At 65.9% G+C, this 21,179-nt stretch carries 19 protein-coding genes; 13 read left to right on the top strand and 6 right to left on the bottom strand.

Going from position 1 to position 21,179, the window contains the following annotated elements; translation table 11 throughout:
- Positions 1–62: 62 nt before the first annotated feature.
- The gene (locus R2601_RS24990) at positions 63–1,079 is read left to right on the top strand and encodes a LacI family DNA-binding transcriptional regulator (RefSeq protein ID WP_007804093.1); all 1,017 of its coding nucleotides are present in this window, start codon (positions 63–65) and stop codon (positions 1,077–1,079) included.
- 108 nt (positions 1,080–1,187) lie between these two features.
- Here R2601_RS24990 and R2601_RS24985 read toward each other — a convergent pair whose 3' ends face one another.
- Together R2601_RS24985 and R2601_RS24980 are read right to left on the bottom strand one after the other, a co-directional pair.
- Complete coding sequence (locus R2601_RS24985; protein ID WP_007804092.1) at positions 1,188–3,611, bottom strand: sensor histidine kinase; 2,424 nt, start codon at positions 3,609–3,611, stop codon at positions 1,188–1,190.
- The gene (locus tag R2601_RS24980; protein ID WP_040546119.1) at positions 3,592–4,266 is read right to left on the bottom strand and encodes a response regulator transcription factor; all 675 of its coding nucleotides are present in this window, start codon (positions 4,264–4,266) and stop codon (positions 3,592–3,594) included. Before R2601_RS24980 ends, R2601_RS24985 begins: the two co-directional genes overlap by 20 nt.
- A gap of 157 nt (positions 4,267–4,423) precedes the next feature.
- On the opposite strand from R2601_RS24980, the gene R2601_RS24975 reads away from it, so the two are divergent.
- The 4 genes from R2601_RS24975 (at position 4,424) to R2601_RS24960 (ending at position 8,565) form a co-directional block, all read left to right on the top strand.
- The gene (locus tag R2601_RS24975) at positions 4,424–5,395 is read left to right on the top strand and encodes a Bug family tripartite tricarboxylate transporter substrate binding protein (RefSeq protein ID WP_007804087.1); all 972 of its coding nucleotides are present in this window, start codon (positions 4,424–4,426) and stop codon (positions 5,393–5,395) included.
- A 139-nt stretch (positions 5,396–5,534) separates the two neighbouring features.
- Positions 5,535–6,014 (top strand): tripartite tricarboxylate transporter TctB family protein, encoded by a 480-nt coding sequence (locus R2601_RS24970; RefSeq protein WP_007804085.1) that lies wholly within the window; start codon positions 5,535–5,537, stop codon positions 6,012–6,014.
- Positions 6,014–7,531: a tripartite tricarboxylate transporter permease gene (locus tag R2601_RS24965; protein ID WP_007804083.1), complete on the top strand. Its 1,518-nt coding sequence runs from the start codon at positions 6,014–6,016 to the stop codon at positions 7,529–7,531. Before R2601_RS24970 ends, R2601_RS24965 begins: the two co-directional genes overlap by 1 nt.
- Before the next feature lie 8 nt (positions 7,532–7,539).
- Positions 7,540–8,565: an AbrB family protein gene (locus R2601_RS24960; protein WP_007804081.1), complete on the top strand. Its 1,026-nt coding sequence runs from the start codon at positions 7,540–7,542 to the stop codon at positions 8,563–8,565.
- A 468-nt stretch (positions 8,566–9,033) separates the two neighbouring features.
- Here the strand turns inward: R2601_RS24960 and R2601_RS24955 are convergent, their stop codons facing one another.
- Positions 9,034–10,011, bottom strand: coding sequence for a penicillin acylase family protein (locus R2601_RS24955; protein WP_007804079.1), 978 nt, complete (start codon positions 10,009–10,011; stop codon positions 9,034–9,036).
- Positions 10,012–10,053: 42 nt separating this feature from the next.
- On the opposite strand from R2601_RS24955, the gene R2601_RS27130 reads away from it, so the two are divergent.
- On the top strand, positions 10,054–10,437 hold the full coding sequence (locus R2601_RS27130) for a GntR family transcriptional regulator (RefSeq protein WP_007804077.1): 384 nt from the start codon (positions 10,054–10,056) through the stop codon (positions 10,435–10,437).
- 199 nt (positions 10,438–10,636) lie between these two features.
- Here the strand turns inward: R2601_RS27130 and R2601_RS24945 are convergent, their stop codons facing one another.
- On the bottom strand, positions 10,637–11,569 hold the full coding sequence (locus R2601_RS24945) for an IS5-like element ISRssp5 family transposase (RefSeq protein WP_007791754.1): 933 nt from the start codon (positions 11,567–11,569) through the stop codon (positions 10,637–10,639).
- An 83-nt stretch (positions 11,570–11,652) separates the two neighbouring features.
- On the opposite strand from R2601_RS24945, the gene R2601_RS24940 reads away from it, so the two are divergent.
- Positions 11,653–11,853, top strand: a complete 201-nt coding sequence (locus R2601_RS24940; RefSeq protein ID WP_007804075.1) for a M20/M25/M40 family metallo-hydrolase — start codon at positions 11,653–11,655, stop codon at positions 11,851–11,853.
- Positions 11,854–11,925: 72 nt separating this feature from the next.
- Here R2601_RS24940 and R2601_RS24935 read toward each other — a convergent pair whose 3' ends face one another.
- Positions 11,926–12,858, bottom strand: a complete 933-nt coding sequence (locus R2601_RS24935) for a LysR family transcriptional regulator (protein WP_007804073.1) — start codon at positions 12,856–12,858, stop codon at positions 11,926–11,928.
- A gap of 167 nt (positions 12,859–13,025) precedes the next feature.
- Here R2601_RS24935 and R2601_RS24930 point away from each other — a divergent pair, with 167 nt between their 5' ends.
- Positions 13,026–13,370 carry a RidA family protein gene (locus tag R2601_RS24930; RefSeq protein WP_007804071.1) on the top strand — a complete coding sequence of 115 codons (345 nt, stop codon included), beginning with the start codon at positions 13,026–13,028 and terminating at the stop codon, positions 13,368–13,370.
- A gap of 268 nt (positions 13,371–13,638) precedes the next feature.
- On the opposite strand, the gene R2601_RS24925 is transcribed toward R2601_RS24930, so the two are convergent.
- On the bottom strand, positions 13,639–14,334 hold the full coding sequence (locus tag R2601_RS24925; RefSeq protein WP_083794033.1) for a TetR family transcriptional regulator: 696 nt from the start codon (positions 14,332–14,334) through the stop codon (positions 13,639–13,641).
- A gap of 133 nt (positions 14,335–14,467) precedes the next feature.
- On the opposite strand from R2601_RS24925, the gene R2601_RS24920 reads away from it, so the two are divergent.
- The 5 genes from R2601_RS24920 to R2601_RS24900 all read left to right on the top strand — a co-directional run bounded on the left by R2601_RS24920 (position 14,468) and on the right by R2601_RS24900 (position 21,176).
- Positions 14,468–16,567: a hydantoinase/oxoprolinase family protein gene (locus R2601_RS24920; protein WP_040546117.1), complete on the top strand. Its 2,100-nt coding sequence runs from the start codon at positions 14,468–14,470 to the stop codon at positions 16,565–16,567.
- Positions 16,564–18,141 (top strand): hydantoinase B/oxoprolinase family protein, encoded by a 1,578-nt coding sequence (locus R2601_RS24915; protein ID WP_007804064.1) that lies wholly within the window; start codon positions 16,564–16,566, stop codon positions 18,139–18,141. The genes R2601_RS24920 and R2601_RS24915 overlap by 4 nt, the downstream gene beginning before the upstream one ends.
- Positions 18,142–18,249: 108 nt before the next feature.
- Positions 18,250–19,257: a TRAP transporter substrate-binding protein gene (locus tag R2601_RS24910; RefSeq protein WP_007804061.1), complete on the top strand. Its 1,008-nt coding sequence runs from the start codon at positions 18,250–18,252 to the stop codon at positions 19,255–19,257.
- Positions 19,258–19,266: 9 nt separating this feature from the next.
- Complete coding sequence (locus R2601_RS24905) at positions 19,267–19,890, top strand: TRAP transporter small permease (RefSeq protein WP_007804059.1); 624 nt, start codon at positions 19,267–19,269, stop codon at positions 19,888–19,890.
- Positions 19,884–21,176 carry a TRAP transporter large permease gene (locus R2601_RS24900; RefSeq protein WP_007804057.1) on the top strand — a complete coding sequence of 431 codons (1,293 nt, stop codon included), beginning with the start codon at positions 19,884–19,886 and terminating at the stop codon, positions 21,174–21,176. Before R2601_RS24905 ends, R2601_RS24900 begins: the two co-directional genes overlap by 7 nt.
- Positions 21,177–21,179 lie beyond the last annotated feature (3 nt).

Here is a 21,179-nt window from a genome sequence, read left to right as displayed (position 1 = left end):
GAAAAGGTTTTCAATACCGTTTGAAAGTCGTATTGTCGCATTTGAATGAGAGGAGACAGCCGTTGAGAGATCCCGAACAGGCCCCGCGCATCCACGACGTTGCCAAGCTTGCCGGGGTGTCGGTGGCGACCGTGAGCCGCGTCTTGTCGAACCCGTCCATCGTTGCCGAGCGTACGCGCCTTGCGGTCGAAAAGGCCGTGGCCGAAACTGGTTACACCGTCAACGTCATGGCGCGGAACCTGCGCCAGCAGCAGGTGGGCGGCGTGCTGGCTCTGGTCCCGAACCTCGCCAATCCGTTCTTTTCCTCGATCCTCGCGGGGATTGCCGACGCGCTGCGCGAGGAGGGACTGAGCCTGCTTGTTCTCGACACGAGGCGCGCCGACACCGGATCTCCGACGGGGGGAATCCGCTCTTACCTGACGCGGTCGCGGGCCGACGGGCTGATCGTGCTCGACGGGAGTCTCGATCCGGCGCTGTTCAGCCAGCCATCCTGCCCGCCGGTGGTGCAGGCCTGCGAGTGGATCGACGGACTGGCGGGGCCGCGCGTGCTGGCCGACAACGCGGCAGGCGCCCGGTTCGCGGTCGAGCATCTTCTGGGGCTCGGTCACCGGCGGATCATGCACGTGACCGGCCCGTCCGAGAACACGCTGTCGCAATCCCGTGCCGCGGGCGTGGCGCAGGCGCTGGCGGCACTGGGGCTGGCGCCCGTGGCACGCATGGAGGGCGCCTTCACGCTGGCCTCGGGCCACGCGGCGGCGGCGGCGCTGATGGCCGAGCCCGAGCGTCCGACGGCGGTGTTCTGCGACAACGACGAGATGGCGATCGGGCTGATGGCGGGTCTGCAGGCGCGCGGGCTGCGGGTGCCCGACGATGTCTCCATTGTGGGCTTCGACAATATCGAGATGGCGGCCTACGCGAATGTACCGCTCACCACGGTCCGGCAGAAGCGGGCGCATCTGGGGCGCCGCGCCGCCGAAATGCTGCTTGCACATCGCGCGGCGCCGAAGCTCGACGAGGAGCTCATCCTTCCGGTCGAGCTGGTGATCCGACAGAGCACCGCGCCGCTGCAGGGGGCGTGACGCCCTCCGCTCGGAGCCCCGATCCCGTCCGACACTGACACGCCGACCCGTTGCAGGCGTCGCGACCGCGCTTGTTCCGGCAACCGTCGAGCTGTGCCGGGCTTCGTGTCACGGGCCGTATTGTTGCTCCCGCGTCGCATCCCAGCTGCGCAGGAACTCGGCGCGCTTGATCTCGTCGAGGAACGTGAGCAGGCCCGGTCCCAGCCGGATCGGCAGGAAGCTCCCCGTTGTTCTGGCGAGCAACTGCGCCGCCGGCGAGAGATCCTCCATCGGCGGGGCGAGGGGGATCAGCACGGTGTCGCGGTCGATCAGCTGCTGTCCTTGGGGGGACAGGAGGAAGGTCACGAAGGCCTCGGCCACCTCGGGGTTCCCGGCGGTCTTGGGGACGAAGGCGCTGCGCGACATGACGAGGTTGTAGTCGTCAAGGAAATGAACGCCGATATTGTCATGCGCCACTGACAGGTTCAGCGCGTAGGAGCCGATGACGTTCAGCGCCATGGCCAACTCTCCGCGCCCGGTGGCCTCGACCATGTCGGCGGTGCAGCAATAGCTGCGCATGTTGGCGCGGCCCAGAACCTCGGTCAGGCGCTGCGCCTGCACGCTCTGGATGGTGTCCTGCGTGGCGAAGAGATAGCCGATGCCCGAGCGTCGCAGATCGTAGCCGCCGATCTTGCCGCGCAGCTCGTTCTCGCGATCGCGGATGAAGCTCGACAGGTCGCGATGGCTGGTCGGCAGCTCGTCCCGCGAAAGCAGGTCGCGGTTGAAGAGGATGGCGGCGGGCTCGAAGGTGAAGCCGAAGAGCTCCGAGCGCCATTGCGCCCAGCCGGGCGGCTGCAGCGGCTCGGGGATGCGCAATCGGCGGGCGAGGCCGCGGTTCACCAGATCGACCTGCAGGTCCATGGCGGAGGAAATCGCCAGATCCGGCGCCTCGCCCGGAGCGACGTCGAGCAGGGCGCGGTGCAGGTCGACGGTCTGGAACTCGCGGTAGGCGACGGTCAAGCCGGGGGTGCGCGCCTCGAAGGCCGAAATCAGCGGCGCCATGGCGACCCGGTCGGTGGACGCCCAGATCGTCAGCTCCTCGGCCGCGGCGCCCCGCGGGCCAGCCACGACCGTCAGGCAGGTCAGAAGCAGCGCGAGAAGGCGCGGGAAGGCGATCGTTGCCCGTAGCCCGCCAAGCGCCGAGCTGCCCAGTTCGAGCCGCGCGCCGTGGCCTTCGGCGACCGAGCGCACGATGGCGAGCCCCAGTCCCGAGCCGGCGGTCTTGCGGTTGATCGAGGTGAAGCGCTCGGTCGCCAGCCCTCGGTCCGCCGGCGCGATGCCGGGGCCCGCGTCCGAGACGGTAAGACGGATCGCGCTGTCATCGCCGCCAAGCTCGATGACGATGGTGTTGTCCGGACCGCCATGGCGCACGGCGTTGTCGATGAGGTTGCGCAGCGCCTCGCGGATCGAGATCGCATCGCCCCGGATCGGCGCGGTGCCGCCGGGCAGCCCGGTCTCCTCGAGCGAGATCGTCGCCGCCCGCAGCCGGCGCTCGCGCAGCAGCTCGGCCAGCGTGTCGCGCACCAGCTTGCGCAGGTCCACGGGCTCGAGGCGGGCATCGTCGGAGCGGTGGATCACCATCGCGTTGGCAAGCAGCTGGTTGGTCAGGTGGACGGTACGCTCGGCCTGCTGCTCGGCCTTGCCGAGGCGGCCGCGCATACGCTCGGGGTCCTCGGCATCGACCGCGAGGGCAAGTTGGCCCTGTAGCGCCGAGAGCGAGGTGCGGGTCTGATGTGCAACGTCTGCAATGAAGCTCTCGGTCAGCGCCCGACTGCGGCCAAGCTGGGCGATGAAGCTGTTGATGGCCCGGAACAGGTCCGAAATCTCCTGCGGCGGGTCGCCCTCGATGGGCGACAGGTCGCGGGGCCTGCGTGCCAGCAGCGTGTCTGCGATCGCCCCGAGAGGCGCCAGCGACGTGCGGATCGCCAGCCAGACGAAGGCCAGCCCGATCAGTGACACGCCGCCAAGCCCGGTGATCCCGTAGAGAAACAGCGTATCGCGCTGCGCCTTGCGGGCGCCGAGCGTCTGGCCGATCTGCACGAAGACCCATTCACGGCCGCTGGCGGAGGTCAGCTGCCGCCCCTGCAGGATGAAGCGGAAGCCCTCGTCGAGCTTCGCATCGTAGAACACCGGCTCGGCCGAGGGCCGCAGATCGTCGGGAACCGGAAGGTCCGGCGTGCCGGTGATCTCGCCATAACCGGGCGAAAACACGCGGTAGGTGATGCGGTCGTCGGCGGCGAGGGCGAGGATGTCCATCGCCGATTGCGGCAGGTCCACGGTCGGGCCGTCGGAATTGTACGAGACCCGCTCGAGCACCGACAGCGCGGCGCCGGCCAGCAGAAGGTCATAGGTGCGGTTCGAGGCGGCGCGGGCGTAGTTCCACAACAGCACCGAGATCAGCAGCAGCAGCAGCATGAAGCCCGCCGCCATGCTGGCGAGCAGGCGGCGCTTCAGCGAATGGCCGCGGCGCGGCTCAGTCGTCGTCGCTGACATAGGCCATGTATCCCAGCCCGCGGGCGGTCTTGATCACCAGAGGTGTGCCGCCGAGCTTGCGGCGCAGCCGCGTGACGAGCTGTTCGACGGCGTTGAGGCTGGGGGTCTCCTCGAAGGTGTAGAGCTTGTCGGCCACCTCTTCCTTGGTCAGCATGCGCCCCAGGTTGTCGAGCATGATCTCGAGCAGCTGCACCTCGCGCGCACGCAGCTCGAGCAGGACGCCGTCCACATGGGCCTGTTTGGCGGCGCGGTCGAAGCGGAACGGGCCGGCGGCGAAGACGTTGCTCGACGCCCCGGCGCGGCGCCGTGCCAACACCCGGCAGCGGGCCGAGAGTTCGCGGAAATCGAACGGCTTGACCATGTAGTCGTCTGCCCCTGCATCGAGCCCCACGACCCGGTCGTCGATCTCGCTGCGGGCGGTCAGCACGATGACCGGCGTCGCATCCCCGCGCGATCGCATCGAGCGCAGCACCTCGTAGCCGCTGCGGCCGGGCAGGTTGATGTCGAGGAGCACGAGATCGAAGGAAGAGAAGCGCAGCAGGTCGTTGGCCTCTTCGCCGTTGGACTCGCGGTCGACGGAATGACCCTCGCCGCGAAGGCGATCGAGGATCGTCTCGGCCAGTTCGTCATTGTCTTCCACAAGCAGCATTCTCATGGCCGCTTTCCTATCCCGTTGCCGCGAGCCGGAGAAGCGCCAACCGTGCTGCCCTGCGACATGTCAGCGTCCTGTCAGTTTGGCGTCAGCATCGCCACAGCAATCGTGACGCATAAGGAGCGTCGCCCGATGGGCACCGATTTTTTGGGAGGATCACATGACCATCACTCGTCTTTCGACCGCGTTTCTCTGCGCCCTGACGCTGGGCGCTCCGGCCTACGCCCAGAGCGCAATCGACAACCCCGAATGCGTCGCCCCGGCCAACCCCGGCGGCGGCTTCGACCTGACCTGCCGCGTGGCGCAGACCGGCCTTCAGCCGCACGTCTCCGAGCCTGTGCAGGTCACCTTCATGCCCGGCGGCATCGGCGCAGTGGCATTCAACCAGTTCAACACCAACCGCACCGATGACGGCTCGGCCATCGTTGCGTTCTCGACCGGCTCGCTGCTGAACATCATCCTCGGCAAGTACGGCGCGTTCGACGAGACCGACGTGCGCTGGCTGGCCACCGCGGGCGCCGATTTCGGTGCCGTCGTGGTGCGCGCCGACAGCGAGTTCGAGACCCTCTCCGACGTCATGGACGCGCTCAGCACCAACCCGGGCGACGTGGTCGTCGGCGCCGGTGGCTCGGTCGGTTCGCAGGACTGGATGAAGGGCGCGCTACTGATGCGCGAGGCCGGCGGCACGCCGATGCAGATGCGCTACGTGGCGTTCGACGGTGGCGGCGATGCCATCGCCTCGCTGCTCGGTGGCTCGATCGAGGTCTATACCGGCGACGTGGGCGAGATGGTCCCCTATCTCGACAGCGGCGACATGCGCATCCTCGCGACGCTGTCGCCCGAGCGCCTCGACGCGCCGTTCGACGAGATCCCGACCGCCAAGGAGCTGGGCTACGATGTCGAATGGACGATCATGCGCGGCTTCTACACGGGCAAGGACGTGTCCGACGCGGACTACCAGAAATGGGTCGATGCGTTCGACGCGGCCTACGCCACCGACGCCTTCGCCACGGTTCAGGCCGAGCGCGGCCTGCTGCCGCTCAACATGTCCGGCGACGAGCTGACCAGCTCGATCAATACGACGATGGACGAGCTTCGTACCATCGCGACCGAAGCGGGCCTCATCCAGTAACGCCCGCTTTCTCCCCGCAAGGCCGCCTCCTCCCACTCCGGGAGGCGGCCTTCGCGGCGCTCCGGGCCGTGATGCCCGGCCTATCTCCGAATTCCCCGACATTCCGACCCCCCGAAATCCCGAACCAAGGAGGCTCTCCATGGCTGACCGCATCTTCGCGGCGGTGCTTCTGGCGGTGACCATCGGTTATGCGGTGATCGCCTTCACCGTCATCCGGGCTCCGTTCCAGTACGACCCGCTCGGCCCCGAAAGCTGGCCGCGCATCCTCTCCATCGTCGCCATTCTGTGCCTGCTCTACATCCTGTGGAAACCCGACGCGATCGGCTTCGACATGACCAGGCAGGTCTGGTTCCGGCTCGGCGCCGCCGTGGTGCTTCTGCTGGCCTATTCGGATCTCTACGAGCCGCTTGGCTTCATCCTGTCGACCATCCTCTTCGGCACCATCATGGCGCTGATGCTGGGGGCGCCGCGCCTGCGCGCGGTGGGCTTCGGCATTGCCGCCGGGGTGTTCGGCTGGCTGCTCTGCGTCACCCTGATGGACCTCAACCTGCCGGAAGGCGCGCTTTACGAAGCGGTCGTCGACAGCTTCCAGCAAACCGAAGAAGAAGGGGCCAGCTGATGGACGCGGTTCTCTCCGGTCTGGCGACGGGCTTCTCCGTCGCGCTCGACCCGTTCAACCTCATGCTGGTGCTGGTGGGCTGCTTCGTCGGCACCCTGATCGGCGCCCTGCCGGGCCTTGGCCCGATCAACGGTGTGGCGATCCTGCTGCCCATCGCCTACGGGCTCGGCTTCCAGCCCGAGGCGGCCCTGATCCTGCTCGCCGGCATCTACTACGGTGCCGAGTATGGCGGCCGGATCTCGTCGATCCTGCTCAACGTGCCCGGCGATGCCGGCGCGGTGATGACCACGCTCGACGGCAACCCGCTGGCCCGCGCGGGCCAGGCCGGCCGGGCGCTGTCGCTCTCGGCGGTGGCCTCCTTCGTCGGCGGCACCTTCGCGGTGATCCTGATGTCGCTCTTCGCGCCCGCGCTGGCCGGCTTCGCCGTCACCTTCGGCCCCGCCGATTACGTGGCGCTGATGGTCTTCGCCTTCGCTTCGCTGGCCTCGCTTGTCGGCAAGAGCACCGTCAAGACCCTGCTCGGTGCCACCATCGGCCTGATGCTCGCTACCATCGGAATCGACGCCAACACCGGCGTGCCGCGCTACACCTTCGGCATTCCCGACATTCTCGCCGGGATCGACTTCCTGATCGTCGTGGTCGGCCTGTTCGGCATGGCCGAGCTGCTGACCCTCGTCGAGCAGCAGGCCCGCGGCACGCTCAAGTCGCTGCCCGTGGACCGCAGCTTCGTCACCATGGCGGACCTCGCCAAGAGCAAGTGGACCATCGCCCGCAGCTCGGTGATCGGCTTCTTCATCGGCATCCTGCCCGGCACCGGCGCCTCGGTGGCCTCGGCGGTTGCCTATGGCACTGAAAAGCGAATCTCGGACACCGAAGGGACCTTCGGCAAGGGCGACGTGCGCGGCCTCGCGGCGCCGGAAGCGGCCAACAACGCGGCCGCAGGCGGCTCGATGGTGCCGATGCTGACGCTTGGCATCCCGGGCTCGGGCACCACTGCGATCCTGCTCGGCGCGCTGCTGATGTTCAACATCCAGCCCGGCCCGACCATGTTCACGCAGCGCCCGGAAGTGGCCTGGGGCCTCGTGGCGTCGATGTATATCGGCAACGTCGCGCTGCTGGTCATCAACCTGCCGCTGGTGGGACTCTTCGCCCGCATGTTGACGATCCCGCAGCACTACCTCACGCCGCTGATCGCGGTGCTGGCCTTCATCGGCATCTATACCATCGTCGGCAACCCGCACGACCTGTTCATGATCACCATGCTCGGCGTGTTCGGCTGGTTCCTGCGCAAGCTCGACTTCTCGCTCGCGCCGATCATCCTCGGCTTCGTGCTGGGCGGCCTGTTCGAGGACAACCTGCGCCGGGCCCTGTCGATCTCGGGCGGCGACTGGAGCATCCTCGTGTCGAACTGGAAGAGTATCCTCCTCTACGTGCTGGCGCTCTTCGTTGTGGTGCTTCCGATCTGGCTCGCGCGGCGCGCACGCGGTAACGCAATGCAGGACGCGGAATCGCACTAGGACCCGCCATGCAGGTGCCAGACAACATGAAGACAGCGGGGCTCACGGGCCTCGCGGCCCTCGGAGGGGCGGCGATCGCCGCCCTTCTCGGCGTTCCGGCAGGGGCACTTATCGGGGCGATGCTCGCGGTGGCGCTGATGGCCGGGCTCGGCCACGCGGTCACCGTGCCGGTCATCGCGCGAGACCTCGCTTTCCTCGTGATCGGCATCTCGCTCGGCGCGGGCATCGATGCCTCGGTGCTGCCGCACCTGCCGGGCTGGTCGATCAGCCTGCTCGGGCTCGCGGTGGCGCTGGTGGCCACCATGGCGGCCAGCACCTTCCTGCTGCAGAGGGTGTTCGCCGTCGACTGGCAGACCGCGGTTCTTGCGAGCGCGCCCGGCACCATGTCGAACGCGGTGGCGATCGCGGTCGAGGGCAAGGGAGATGCGTCGGGGGTGATGATCCTGCAGCTGATGCGGCTGGTGATCCTCGTCACGCTGGTGCCGCCCCTTGCGGCGGTGCTGGGCGCGCCGGATGCGGCGGCGGGGGGCGAGCGCCCGGTGATGCCGTTGCTGGCGCTTGCTGGACTGCTTGTGGTGGGGCTGCCGCTGGGTCGCTTCGTGGGCCGGCGCGGCATCTCGGCCGCCTGCCTGCTGACCGGGATCCTGCTGAGCGGCGTCGGGCATGGCGCCGGGCTGATCCACGGGGCGGCGCCGTCGTGGATGGTCTTTCTCGGCTTCACCATGACCGGTGCGGTGCTTGGGACGCGGATCAGCAAGGTCGATCTGCGCTCGGCGTTGAAGCTTGCCGGGGCAGGCACGGTGGTGGTCGGTATGGCGCTTGGCATGGCGCTGGTGTTCGCGCTGATCACGCAGGCGCTGACCGGGTTCCCGCTGGGCCAGATCCTCATCGCCTATGCGCCCGGCGGGGTCGAGGCCATGGCCGCGATCGGTTTGGCCCTTGGCTACGATCCGGCCTTCGTGGCGGCGCATCATTTCGCGCGGATCCTGATCCTGCTGGCGCTGGTCCCGGCCTTCCTGCGGCGCGGCGCGTGAGCGCCTGACACGCGGCGGATGGCTGCCCCCGGCGACCACCGTCGGCGGTCAACCGCTTCGGCGGGCGCTCGTGTTGCAACCTAGCGAAAGTGTCACTTGCCCGGCAAGTCAGAGGGCCAGAGACCGAGGAACTGGCACAAATCCGTCGCGCCGAGACGAGTGAGCTGCTCCATCGATTTGATCGCGTCATCCACCAATGAGCTGCCGAAGACCGCGCCAGGCCGATGCCGCAGCGAAGATGGCGCCGTTGAAGAGCCGCACGGGTTCCGTTCGAAACGCCGAACACGCCAATGGAGAGCGTCTTTCACGCACTCAAAGTCGAGCTCGTGCATCACTGGGTCTAAGTGACGAAGGGTGAGGTATGGGGTGTTTCCGGGCGCTCGTGGAGGATGCGGGCGGTTGCCATCGCTCTTCGGCGAAGGTTTGGGTGGCGGCAGCCAGCTCGCCACCGTCACCGTCGCTTCTGCCTCAGGACGCCAGTTTCCCGCTCCCCTCCGGCTGGCGCTCGAGCGATGCCTGCTGCTCGATCAGGGGCCAGTCATAGAGCATCGGGATCATCTGTCCCTCGGCCCAGATGCCATGCTGATCCTGCCCGTGGGGGTGCGTCGTATCCGCAGCGGTGCCGTGGCAGGCAATCCAACGGCAGGCGGACCAGTCGGAGAGGTCGAAGGCATAGCGTGCGATGGCGGCATAGCGCGCCGCCAGACCCTGCGCCGGGACGATGCCGGTCGCGCAGACGGTGTCGTTGTCGCCCCCGATCGCGGCCGTCGCCAAGTCAAACGTCCCGGCCGACCCGGGAAAGACCCGTGCCAAGGGATGCGCGATCACCGGCCGGTGCACCTCGCCCCATGGCGGGGCCTCGCCCTCGGTCAGAATATCCTGCAGCGCCGCTTCGGTGAGGCCTGCCCAGTCGGTGCCACGTAGCAGCGTGGTGTCTCCCGAGCGCAGCAGACCGGGCAGCACCCACCAGGTCTGCGTGAGCATGTCGCCGGGGCCAATCATGTCGGCGGCGGGGCCTTCGGGGCGGGCAAGACCGGCCACCGCCGCGAGGCGCTTCGACATCGCAAGCCGCAAGCGCGCGTATAGCGTTGGCGTGATCGCGGCCTTCTCCATCACGCCGTCCCAGTCGAGCAACTGCTGGCAGAGCGCCGCCGTCTCGCCGGACTGTGGCTGGTGGCGGGAGAGATGATCGCGGAAGAGATGCGCGGCGGCGCTGCTCTGGTCCATCATGATCGGGCTCATGGTCTCGATCGACAGCGACTCGAGCGCGTCGAGCCGGGCGGCGATCCGCTTGGCGCGATGGATCGTGACCTGCTCAGTCGCATTCTGCCCGCGCACATGGATGGTGTCTCCCTGGATCTCGGTGTCGTGCAAGGTGCCCTCGTGCAGGTAGCGGGGGCCCGCCTCCTCGAAGCGTTCGATGAAGAGATCTTGGATATTGGCCATGGCGTGGGTCACACACCACGCCACGCGCGCATTGTGACCCACATGAGGGAAGCCCGGCCCGCGTCCGAGAATGCGAACGCGGACGACATTGCCGCGCTGGAGGAGATCATCGACCGGAACGAGGCGGCCTTCCGCGAGGAAGACTGGGATGCGGCCTCGGGGTGCAATCAGGAATTCCACTTCAAGATCGTGAACATTGCCCGGATGGAGATCCTCGGCGGGATGTTGAGCGCGCTCTGGCTTCAGACCGGCCCAGTGGTCTCGAGCTTCTACCAGCGCGGCGGGCGGTCGATGGTGGACGAGCAATATGCGATCGTTGCGGCCATCAAGGCCGGTGATGCCGACGCGGCGGCGCGCGTCATGAAGCGCGACGTGGCGGGCTCGGTCGAGGGCATCGTCGCGTACCTGCGCGAGCTGGCCCAGTAGCCAAGTCTTTCGCAACGCGCCGGGTCCGCCCAGTCAAACGAGGCGCTCCCTGTGGAGACCATGCGCATAGATTGAGGTGTCGACGCCGCCCGCGGCTTCCCGACGCCGGACGACTGAACTCTGGAAATTTTCTACTCTTGCAACGGGCGTTGTTGGACAAATCAGCTGGTGACCGCAGTCCCCCTTTCCCCAGACACACCTATCCTGCGGCCACGGTCATCGGGATGCCGAGAGCCGTGAAGCGGTTCATGACCGCCGCGCGGATCTGGACCTCTGCCACTTGGCGGTCGAAGTCCCGTGACATCAGCCGCTGGCCGAGCTGCTTCACGCAGTTCATTTTCGTTTCGACCCGGCTGCGGCGGTGGTACCCGCTCCAATTCCGCCAGAGCGCCCTGCCCAGGTGCTTTGACGCCCGCAGGATTTCGTTGCGCGCCCGGGCTCCGGCAGTGTCCGGCTCCCATGGCCTCGCGGTCCGCCTCGGCGGAATGACCGCTGCCGCGTCACGGGCGGCGATGGCATCGTGGCAGGCGCGCGTGTCGTAGGCGCCGTCGGCCGTCACCGTGGCGATCTCCTCCTCCGCCGGAATCTGGGCGAGCAGATCTGGCAGCATCGGCGCATCGCCGACATTGCTGGACGTGACCTCGATGGCCCGGATCTCCAATGTTTGCTCGTCGATCCCGAGGTGGATCTTGCGCCACACACGCCGTTTCGAGCCGCCATGCTTGCGCGTGTGCCACTCGCCTTCGCCCTCCACCTTGATGCCGGTGCTGTCTACTAGCAGGTGAAGCGCCCCCTTGGAGCCGCGATACGGGATGCTGACGTCCAAGGTCTTCTGACGACGTGACAGCGTGCTGAAGTCAGGAACGGACCACCCCAGCCCGGACAGTTCCAGCAGGCTCGCCACGAACCCCGTCGTCTGGCGGAGCGGCAGCCCGAGGAGGACCTTGAGGGTGAGACAGGCCTGGATTGCGGCGTCGCTATAGGTTTGCTGGCGACCGCGCCGCCCGGACGGCGCCGCTTTCCATTGCATCAAGGGATCGAACCAGACGGTCAGCGATCCGCGCCGCCTCAGCGCCTGATTGTAGCTGCGCCAGTTGGTGGTCTTGTAGGTCGGCTTCGGAGGTCTGCTCATGCTGCCCGGCTAGCATGCTGGATTCACGAGATGAATCCCCTAGATTTGCGCAACAACGCCGCATCCGGGATGAAGCGATCCGCATGGAGTTCAACTGGCGCGACATCGAAAGTCAGGCGGGCCACGACGCCTATTTCCTTGCCACCCATTGCCCGACGGCGATGATCTTCACGCCCTGCGAGAACGGCATCACTCACAACAACGAGGAAAACTGCACGCCCGAGAACTTCGTGGCCGGACTCAACATCCTCCTGCACGCGGTCGTCAAGCGGGCTGACCGATGACCTAGCGCTCAGGGTCTATGGATCCGGCGGAATGGCGCTTCGGGATCTGGCGGCGGCAAAGCTTGCCGTCGCTCAGACCATATCGGGGTAGAGCGCCAGCAGCTCTTCGATCGTCTGAACGAATTTCCGCTCTGACGCGGACAGTTTCTCGGCCGCGGCATGGACCAGGTAGACATCCGCCCCGATCGGCTCGTCGGTGATCTTCAGCGGCCAGAGCTCGCCGCGTCGGATGTCGTCCTGGGCGACGGCCAGGGGCAGGATACCGATGCCCATCCCGTTGACGATCATCCGCCGTACCTCCTCGGTGTTGGTGCTCAGCCCGTTGATCCGATTGCCGAGCCGTGTCCCTTCGCGCAGGACCGACATCGGCTCCAGCCCCATGCCCTCGGTGGCGCAGGCGAAGGAAATGAACGGCTCTTGCCGAAGGTCGCGCAATTCCACCGTTTCCTTCCCGAACAGCGGATGCTCAGCGCCGCAAAACACTCGGAATTCCTCGCGGAAAAGACGGATCGACGGCAGGTTGACCAGCGGCCTGGCCAGCAGGCAGAAACCCAACTGCACGTGGCCCTGCTGGATCATGCGAACAATGGCCTGGCTGTTTTGCACTTCGCTTTTGAAGATCACCGATGGGTGACGGTGGTGAAAAAGACGCATTGCCTCGTCGATCAGCGGCGACACCAGGTTCGAGATGATCTGGTAGCGGACCTGCCCGCGCTCCTCGGTCTCGGCGTCGCGTACCAGGAGTGAAATCCGCTCGGCGCTGTGAAAGATATCGCGGCATTCCTGGAAAATCTTGTCGCCGCGCGTTGTCAGCTCGAAATGGCGGCTGTCTCTGAAGACCAGTTGGCAATCGAGCTGGGCCTCGAGCTTCTGCAGGGCATTGCTGACAGAGGGTTGGCTGAGGCCGAGCCGCCGCGCGGCCTTCGTGATGCTCCGCTCCTCGGAGATCATGTAAAACACGCGCAGAAGGTTCCAGTTCAGGTCGGCTTGACTGATGCTGTCCATGCTGGCGGTTCCGGTGTCGTCGGGTGATATGGGAGGTACCTGTGCGTGTTTCAGTCCGAAAATAGCAAGGAGCTATCATAGAGATTGGCTGGTTCTATGCCCAGCATCTGTGCGGACCTCTTGTGCGGGGATAAGATTGCCGAAGTTTTCATCAGAAAGAAAGTCACATGAGCATCACACGCCTTCACCCCGGCCCCCGCATGAGCCAGGCCGTCATCCACAATGGCACTGTCTATCTGGCCGGTCAGGTCGGCACGCCCGGCGCGGACGTGGCCAGCCAGACCCGCGATTGCCTCGACGCGATCGATGCGCTTCTGGAAGAGGCCGGCACGAACAAGTCCAAGCTGCTGCAGGTCATCATCTGGCTGGCAGACATGGCCGATTTTCAGGACATGAACGCGGTCTACGATGCCTGGGTCGATCCCGCCAACCCCGCGGCGCGCGCCTGTGGCGAAGCCAAGCTGGCCACGCCCGACTACAAGGTGGAGTTCATCGTCACCGCGGCGGTCTGATCGGCCTTCCAATCCGGAGGTTATGCGAGGCATAACCTCCGGCTATTTGCTCTTTGCCCGCTCCTGCGGCTTCCTTGCCAGAACCTTCGCGACGTCAGGACAGGGTAATGCCGCCAGCGCCGAAGAGCATCGTTCCGATAGACCAAACAGCCGGAAAAATCCAGCTTTCGGCGGTCCAAAGATGGGGAGCAGCGCATTTGCAACAAGCCCCGCGCCAAGCGCAGCCCTCCAAAGGTGCGTCGGTGTCGCGGGGTCAGAGCGTCGCCGGTCATCCCGGCCCTTCGGGCTGTGGTTCGGTCAGAAAACCCCGCACGGCCGTGTGGATGATCCGGCGCCGGCTGGCGAGATTTTCCTTCGAAAGCACGTCGGTTTCGAATGTGATACCGAAGGTGTACTGCGTTGCGACCGTATACCAGCACAGCGAAGAGGCCACGAAATAGAGGTCAACTGGGTCGACACCTCGGCGAAACACGCCCTGCTCCATGCCCATGTCCAGCACCTTGCTATATATGCCCTTGAGGTTGTCGACGTTCAGCCCAGCCTTGTCGACGCGTCTCAGGAATTCGCCCTTGTTGAGGTTCTCGATGCCGACGAGCACCAGGAAGTCCGGATTGGCGATATAGTAGTCGAAGGTGTAGTCGACCACGCGCGCAAGCGCCTCCTGTGGGTCATCGGGAAGCTCCAGTGCGCTTTCACCGGCGCGGATCTGAGCGTAGGCACGGTCAAGCACCGTGCAGTAGAGCGTCTCGCGATTGCCGAAGTGGCGATAAACTAGGGATTTGTTCACGCCCGCGCTCAGGGCGATCGCCTCCATCCGCGTGCCCTCCAATCCGTTCGCAACGAATTGAGCATGTGCCGCAGCGAGGATTCTCTGACGCGTCTCCTGGCTGCGTAGCTCGTTCAGGTTCGGCTTCGGCCCCTGTGCCTGGCCGGTTTCTCGTGCCTCGGCACCTGTCTTTTTCATGGGGACTGTCCGTTTTTTGCACAATGAAGGCCGAGCCTCGAAATTAATGCCCTCTTGGACATGACGCAAGTTGACGATCCGCAGCGGTCTGTCGATTTCTAACTGCAACGTTATCGTTACAGGAATATGGACTTTGCCTACAGATACCAGATTCCGCGTCGCTTCGGACGTGGGCGGAACCTTCACCGATAGCATCGCCTACGATTCGCAGACCCGCCGCATCAGCGTCTCAAAGGTTCCGACGACCCCCGCAAACCGTGCCCTCGGCACGGCGCAGGGGCTGAAGACGGCCCTGTCGCAGCAGGGGGCAACCGGGCGCGACGTGTCCTATCTTGGTCATGGCATGACAACCGCCACCAACGCGGTGATCCAGCGCAACGGCGCCCGCACCGCCTTTCTGACAAACAAGGGTTTCCGCGACATCCTTCAGATCGGGCGGCAGAATCGTCCCACCTTGTTCGACATCGAAGTCACGCGGCCCGAACCCCTTGTTCCACGGGAGCTTTGCTTCACCGCCGACGGCCGCATGGACCAGACCGGCGCCGAGATCGTCCCCCTGAGCGAGGCCGATGTCCGCGCCGTCGCCGCCGAAATGAAGTCCGCCGGCGTTGAATCCGTTGCCGTGCTTTTCCTGCATTCCTACGCCAACCCGGCGCATGAACGTCGTGCCCGCGCGATCCTCGAAGAAGAGATGCCCGGCGTCGCGGTCTGCGCCTCCACCGACGTGAACTCCGAGTTTCGCGAGTACGAGCGCGCCAGCACCACCGTGCTGAACGCCTACCTGCGCCCGGTGATGGACACTTACCTCAGCACCCTGTCCGAGATCCTGATGGATGGAGAGCGCGGCCTTGCGCTGGCTGCCGATCGCCCGGTGATGGTCATGGATGCGGCCGGCGGGCTGATGAGCCTGGACAGTGCCCGCGAAAAGCCGGTGCACACGGTGCTTTCGGGGCCGGCGGGCGGTGTGGTCGCGGCAGCGCATGTTTCGTCGCTGGCCGGGATTGACGACATCATCACCATGGACATTGGCGGCACCTCCACCGACATCAGTCTAATTCGCTGTGGCCGGCCCGAGATCACCCGCGGGGCCTCGCTCGAGACCGTGCCGATTCAGCTGCCTGTCATCGACATCAACGCAATCGGCGCCGGCGGTGGCTCCATCGCCTGGATCGACGAAGGTGGCGCCCTGCGTGTCGGCCCGATGAGCGCCGAGGCCCGTCCTGGTCCCGTCTGCTACGGGCACGGCGGTGACCGGGCCACCGTGACCGACGCGAACATCGTACTCGGCCGATTTGACGGCAGCTCGCGCCTTGGCGGTACCATGGAGATGGACGTGAGCGGTGCCGCCCGCGTTATCGAGCGAGATATCGCAAAGCCGCTGGGGCTGACGTTGGAAGAGGCCGCCGCGGGAATTCTGCGTGTCGCCCATGCCAACATCGTGCGCGGCATCCGCGTTGTCTCCGTCGAGCGTGGTTACGACCCGCGCGACTTTGCTCTGGTGCCTTTCGGCGGCGCAGGCCCGATGCACGGCAGCCCGGTAGCGGCCGACCTGCGCATCCCGCGCGTCATGGTTCCGCCCACCCCCGGCATCCTTTGCGCAATGGGGCAATTGATCTCTGACCTGCGCCACGACTTCGTCGAGACGCACATCGCACTTTTCGACGATCTCGGCGCGGACGGCGCACTGGCTCATATCGAAAAGCTGAAGGCCACGGCGCGTGAACGGCTCGAAGCCGATGACGTTCCTGAGGCGCAGCGTTCATACGAGGTCAAGCTGGACCTGCGCTATGATGGCCAGAGCTTCGCCCTGCCGATCCCGGTCGACACCACGAAGCCCGGTTGGTGGGACGTCTTGCCCGCCGCCTTCAATGCCGCGCATGAGGCGCGCTTCGGCCATGCCGACCCGAGCGCCCCGCTCGAGGTGGTGGGGGTCAACGTCACCGGCATCGGTCATATCGAAAAGCCGGTGCTGCCGGAACTGGCGCGCGGCACCGAAACCCCGCCTGAGGGCGCGTTGATCAGCCGCCGCAAGATCTATTACGAGACCGCCGATGGCGCGACGCCGGGAGACTGGTACGAGGCCGGAGTCTGGGCACGCGATGCGCTGCTCGCGGACAATGTCATCGAAGGCCCTGCCGCCATCGAAGAAGTCTCGGCCACCCTCATTCTCTATCCCGGAGACCGTGCCACCGTGCTGGCGTCGGGCTCTCTCGTCGTGGAGGTCGCACAATGACTGATTTTGACCCGATCCGCCTTGAGGTTCTGCGCAACGCGCTCGAAGCGACCGCGCAGGAAATGGGCTCGGTGCTCAAGCACACGGCGTTCTCGCCCAACATCAAAGAGCGCATGGACGCCTCCTGCGCCATCTTTACCGCCGATGCCGAGCTGGTGGCACAGGCCGAGCATGTGCCGGTGCACCTCGGCTCGATGCTGCGCGCTGTGAAGCCGACACTGGAGCGCACCGGCGAGCTGGACGAGGGCGACGTGGTCATCGTCAACGACCCCTTCGTGGCCGGGGCGCACCTGCCCGACATAACATTGATTGCACCGGTCTTCATCGACAGCCGCCGCATCGCCTATGTCGCCAGCCGCGCGCACCACTCCGACGTAGGCGGTATGGAACCCGGCTCCATGCCCGGGCGCTCCATCGAAATCTTCCAGGAAGGCATCATCATTCCGCCGGTAAAACTATACCGCGCTGGTGTGCTGCAGGAGGACATCATGTCGATGACCCTCGCCAACGTGCGTACCTCCGCGGAGAGGCGCGGCGATCTCAACGCCCAGCTGTCCGCCCTGCGGGTTGGCGCGCGGCGTATGGAAGAGGTCGCCGACCGCTTCGGTGCCGATGTGCTGGAAGCCGGCCTTGCGGCCATCCTCGACTACACCGAGCGTCGCATGCGCGCCCGCATGGCCGAACTGCCGCGCGGCAGCTGGACCTGCGAGGATTGCCTCGACAACGATGGATCCTCGGACGATCCGGTGTGGATCCGTCTCAGGATCACCATCGACGAGGAAAAGATCTCCTTCGACTTCACCGGCACGTCGCCGCAGGTTGCGGGCAACGTCAACGCCGTGGCGCCGATGTGCTGGTCGTCGATCTTCTACTCGCTCAAGCTGCTGACCGATGCCAGCCTGCCGCCCAATGCCGGCGTGCTGCGCCCGGTCGAGGTGCATATCCCCAAGGGGTGCTTTCTGGATGCGCAGAAGCCTGCAGCCGTCTGCGCCGGCAACACCGAGACGACCCAACGCCTTGCCGACACCGTGCTGCGCGGCTTTGCCCAGATCGCGCCGGATCGTATCGCCGCCGCGTCCAACGGCACGATGAACCTTATCGGAATCGGTGGCATCGACCCGCGCAATGGTCGCCCCTATACCTATATCGAGACCTCGGGCGGCGGTCAGGGCGGGCGTCCCATGGGGCCGGGGATGTCTGGCGTCCACGCCAACATGTCCAACACTCTCAACACGCCGATCGAGAGCCTCGAGATCAGTTACCCTCTGCGCTGCGTCCGCTACGAGCTGCGCGACGGCTCGGGCGGCGCCGGCGAGAACCCCGGGGGCGACGGGTTGATCCGGTCGATCCAGGTGATCGGTCACGATGCCCGCGTCTCGCTTCAGACCGACCGGCGCGCCTTTGCGCCCTATGGCCTTCACGGCGGCGCCGATGGCATGCGCGGCATCAATTGGTCCACCGACGCCGACGGCAATCGGCAGGACCGGCCCGCCAAGGGTTCGCTCACCCTGAAGGACAAGGAAGCCGTGACGCTGGAAACCCCCGGCGGCGGCGGCTGGGGCGCGGGTGTCTGACCCTTAGCCCGTAGCAGAACGCTCACATACCCCGGAGACCGGATCAACCGGTCCCACTCCCCCTTCCTGGCAAGCCGGGATGCTTCTCAAAAAAGGAAAGACAACAGGATGACCAATCTTCATTTTCCCACCCTCGGTCGCAGTCTCGTGGCGGCCACGCTTTGCTTCGGCCTGGGCGCAACCATGGCGTCGGCCGAAACATGGCGCATGGCGACCAAGCAGCCCTCTGACAGCCCCGAGGGTATCATCTACGATTTTTTCGCCGAGCGCGTCGCCGAACTTTCGGGCGGTGACCTGACCGTCGACGTCTATCCCAACGAACAGCTGGGCCGTGAAGATTCCATCCTCGAACAGCTCGAGCTGGGCACTGTGAACATCTATGTCGAGGACTCTTTCTTTCTCCAGAAATGGGTGCCCGAGATCAAGTGGGTTGCCCCGCACTTCCTGTTCCAGAGCCGCGAGGACTGGGTCGAGTTCACCCGTTCCGATCTCGTGCAGGGCTGGTTCGAGACCGCCGAAGAGGTCGCCGGCGTGCGCGCTCTTGGCGAGCCCATGGCGATGGTCCGCGGGCCGTACCGCGTGCTGATCTCCAAGGAGCCGGTCGAGAGCTACGAGGACATCTCGAACGTCGAGCTGCGCATGTACCCCGACGAGCTGGCCATCGACGTGTGGCAGCACCTTGGCGCCGATCTGCAGATGCTGGCATGGACCGAAACCTATCAAGCGCTGCAATCTGGTGTCGTGAATGCGGCAACCTCGCCCGCCGCGCTGGTCGAGGCGATGAAGTTCTACGAGCAGGCGCCCTACATCACCCGGACCAACGAGTTCTGGCAGGGCCTGCCGTTCATGATGAATGCCGCCGCATTCGACGCGCTCCCCGAGAAGGACCAGCAGGCGCTGCTGACCGCTCACGAGGAAGCCGGTGCCTACTCGGCAGAGCTGATGGCCGAAAACGCCGCCGGCATGCAGGCCCTACTTGAAGAGCGGGGTGTGACCTTCACCGACATGCCGCTAGAGCCGCTGTTCGAGACGATGGCCGACTGGTACCGCGAGCGCGACGCCGCCGGCGAGCTGCCCGAGGGCCTGCTCGAAGCCGCTATCCCGAGCGAAGGCTGACGGCGCATCATGGCAGCCAAACTGACCAACGACAAAGCCCCCGGTGCGCACCCCAGCGCCGCCGGGGGCGATGCCGCCCCAGCGACCGCGCCGGGCGGCCTGCCGGGTGCGCCCAAGTGGGTCCGCACCGTCGACGCCATACTCGACGGCGCCGCCACCGTGTTTCAGGGCGGTGCCATGCTCCTACTGGTGCTGATGCTGGCGTTCAACTTCGCCAACATCCTTCTGCGCAACGCCGGCGCTGACAGTCTGCTCTGGGTGTCGCCCTGGACCGGCGTGATGATGGTCTGGTCAGTGTTCCTGGCTTTTTACGTCATGTACCGCCGGCGGCTCGACATCGAACTGATGATCCTGATCGACCGGTTCGGACGACGCGGGCGGCTGTTGTCGCGCGTGCTCACCGGCATCGCCGGCCTTGTCGTCGCCGGCATCCTGCTGGCAGAGGCGCCTCAGATCTTCGCCCGCCAGCGCGGCAACATGGAGATCGTCGGTCTCAGCCGCTACTGGCTCTCGGTTCCCATGCTCGCATCCTCGCTGATGTTGCTGATCCACTTCATCTTCGATTTGGTCTGCATCCCCGCAGGCTGGAGCCGTGACGAACCTGCCGGCGATGAAGGAGCGGCCGCATGGTAGCCCTTACGATCTTCGGCATCTTCATGGTGCTGCTCTTTCTCGGTGTGCCCGTGGTGGTCGCGCTGGCCGCCGGCACCCTCGCCGGGTTCTGGCAGATCGGCCTCGCCGACAACCTGCGCCTGCTCTACACCTTCCCGCTCAACATCCTCGAGGGCATCAACGCCCCGGCGCTGATGGCGGTGCCGTTCTTCATCCTCGCCGGTCACCTGATGACGGCCATCGGCCTCACCGACCGCATCTTTGTGCTCGCCAACGCTCTTGTAGGCCACTTCCGTGCCGGCCTCGCGCAGGTCAACGTGATGTGCTCGCTGCTCTTCGGCGGCGTCACCGGGTCGGCCATCGCCGACGTTGCCGGCATCGGCAACCTCGTCATCAAGCAGATGGAAAAGCACGGCTATCCCAAGGCCTTCTCGGCGGCGCTTACCTGCGCCAGCTCGGTGATCGGGCCGACCATGTGGCCATCGGTACCGCTGCTGATCTACGCCTTCGGCGCGCAGGTCTCGGTCGAGCGCATGTTCCTTGCCGGGATCGGGCCGGGCCTCGTGCTGGTCGCGGTGCTGATGCTCTACAACCGCTTCGCCGCCGGCCGTTTCGACGTGCAGGTGACCCCGATGCCAAGTGCCCGCAATATCCTGCGCGAAACCTCGCGCTCGGGCTGGGCGATCCTTGCGCCGTTCATCATCATCGGCTCGGTCACCACCGGCATCGCCACCCCGGTCGAGGCGGGCGTGATCGCCTGCGCCTACACGCTGATCCTCGGCATCGCCTACCGCTCCCTCGCGTTCTCGCGGCTGCGGACCGCGCTCGGCGAGACCATCATCCTTTTCGGCTCGATCCTTATGATCATCGGGGTCAGCCATGCCATGGGCTTCGTGCTGACCTATGACAGGGTGCCGCAGACCATCGCCGAAGCCGTCGTCGGCTTCACCGAGAACCGCTACCTGTTCCTGCTCCTCGTCATCATCTTCTTCCTGGCGCTCGGCACCATCCTCGAGAACATCCCCGCGATGATCATCCTGATCCCGATCATGATGCCCATCGTCGATCACTTCGGCATCGACCGGGTGCATTTCGGGCTGATTATGGTCTACGGCCTGCTCATCGGCATCGTGACCCCACCGGTCGGCGTGGCGCTCTTCATCGTCACCCGCGTCGGGGCCATCTCGTTCGAATCCGTGTGCCGGGCGTCGCTGCCGTTCCTGGTGCCGCTGATCGCCGTTCTCTTCATCATCACATACGCGCCGGGCGTGGTGCTTTTCCTGCCCGACCTGCTTCTGGGAAACTGATCC

The organism is Salipiger bermudensis HTCC2601 (genome assembly GCF_000153725.1).
Lineage (GTDB): Bacteria > Pseudomonadota > Alphaproteobacteria > Rhodobacterales > Rhodobacteraceae > Salipiger > Salipiger bermudensis.
The sequence above is the reverse complement of the archived record's forward strand: the minus strand, read 5'-3'. Positions and strand labels throughout refer to the sequence as shown.

What these genes read in the sequence shown, in the direction of transcription:
- R2601_RS24985 (WP_007804092.1), bottom strand. Translation starts at nt 3,611, where the DNA reads ATGTCAGCGACGACGACTGAGCCGCGCCGCGGCCATTCGCTGAAGCGC.
- R2601_RS24980 (WP_040546119.1), bottom strand. Translation starts at nt 4,266, where the DNA reads ATGAGAATGCTGCTTGTGGAAGACAATGACGAACTGGCCGAGACGATC.
- R2601_RS24975 (WP_007804087.1), top strand. Translation starts at nt 4,424, where the DNA reads ATGACCATCACTCGTCTTTCGACCGCGTTTCTCTGCGCCCTGACGCTG.
- R2601_RS24970 (WP_007804085.1), top strand. Translation starts at nt 5,535, where the DNA reads ATGGCTGACCGCATCTTCGCGGCGGTGCTTCTGGCGGTGACCATCGGT.
- R2601_RS24965 (WP_007804083.1), top strand. Translation starts at nt 6,014, where the DNA reads ATGGACGCGGTTCTCTCCGGTCTGGCGACGGGCTTCTCCGTCGCGCTC.
- R2601_RS24960 (WP_007804081.1), top strand. Translation starts at nt 7,540, where the DNA reads ATGCAGGTGCCAGACAACATGAAGACAGCGGGGCTCACGGGCCTCGCG.
- R2601_RS24955 (WP_007804079.1), bottom strand. Translation starts at nt 10,011, where the DNA reads ATGGCCAATATCCAAGATCTCTTCATCGAACGCTTCGAGGAGGCGGGC.
- R2601_RS27130 (WP_007804077.1), top strand. Translation starts at nt 10,054, where the DNA reads ATGAGGGAAGCCCGGCCCGCGTCCGAGAATGCGAACGCGGACGACATT.
- R2601_RS24945 (WP_007791754.1), bottom strand. Translation starts at nt 11,569, where the DNA reads ATGAGCAGACCTCCGAAGCCGACCTACAAGACCACCAACTGGCGCAGC.
- R2601_RS24940 (WP_007804075.1), top strand. Translation starts at nt 11,653, where the DNA reads ATGGAGTTCAACTGGCGCGACATCGAAAGTCAGGCGGGCCACGACGCC.
- R2601_RS24935 (WP_007804073.1), bottom strand. Translation starts at nt 12,858, where the DNA reads ATGGACAGCATCAGTCAAGCCGACCTGAACTGGAACCTTCTGCGCGTG.
- R2601_RS24930 (WP_007804071.1), top strand. Translation starts at nt 13,026, where the DNA reads ATGAGCATCACACGCCTTCACCCCGGCCCCCGCATGAGCCAGGCCGTC.
- R2601_RS24925 (WP_083794033.1), bottom strand. Translation starts at nt 14,334, where the DNA reads ATGAAAAAGACAGGTGCCGAGGCACGAGAAACCGGCCAGGCACAGGGG.
- R2601_RS24915 (WP_007804064.1), top strand. Translation starts at nt 16,564, where the DNA reads ATGACTGATTTTGACCCGATCCGCCTTGAGGTTCTGCGCAACGCGCTC.
- R2601_RS24910 (WP_007804061.1), top strand. Translation starts at nt 18,250, where the DNA reads ATGACCAATCTTCATTTTCCCACCCTCGGTCGCAGTCTCGTGGCGGCC.
- R2601_RS24905 (WP_007804059.1), top strand. Translation starts at nt 19,267, where the DNA reads ATGGCAGCCAAACTGACCAACGACAAAGCCCCCGGTGCGCACCCCAGC.
- R2601_RS24900 (WP_007804057.1), top strand. Translation starts at nt 19,884, where the DNA reads ATGGTAGCCCTTACGATCTTCGGCATCTTCATGGTGCTGCTCTTTCTC.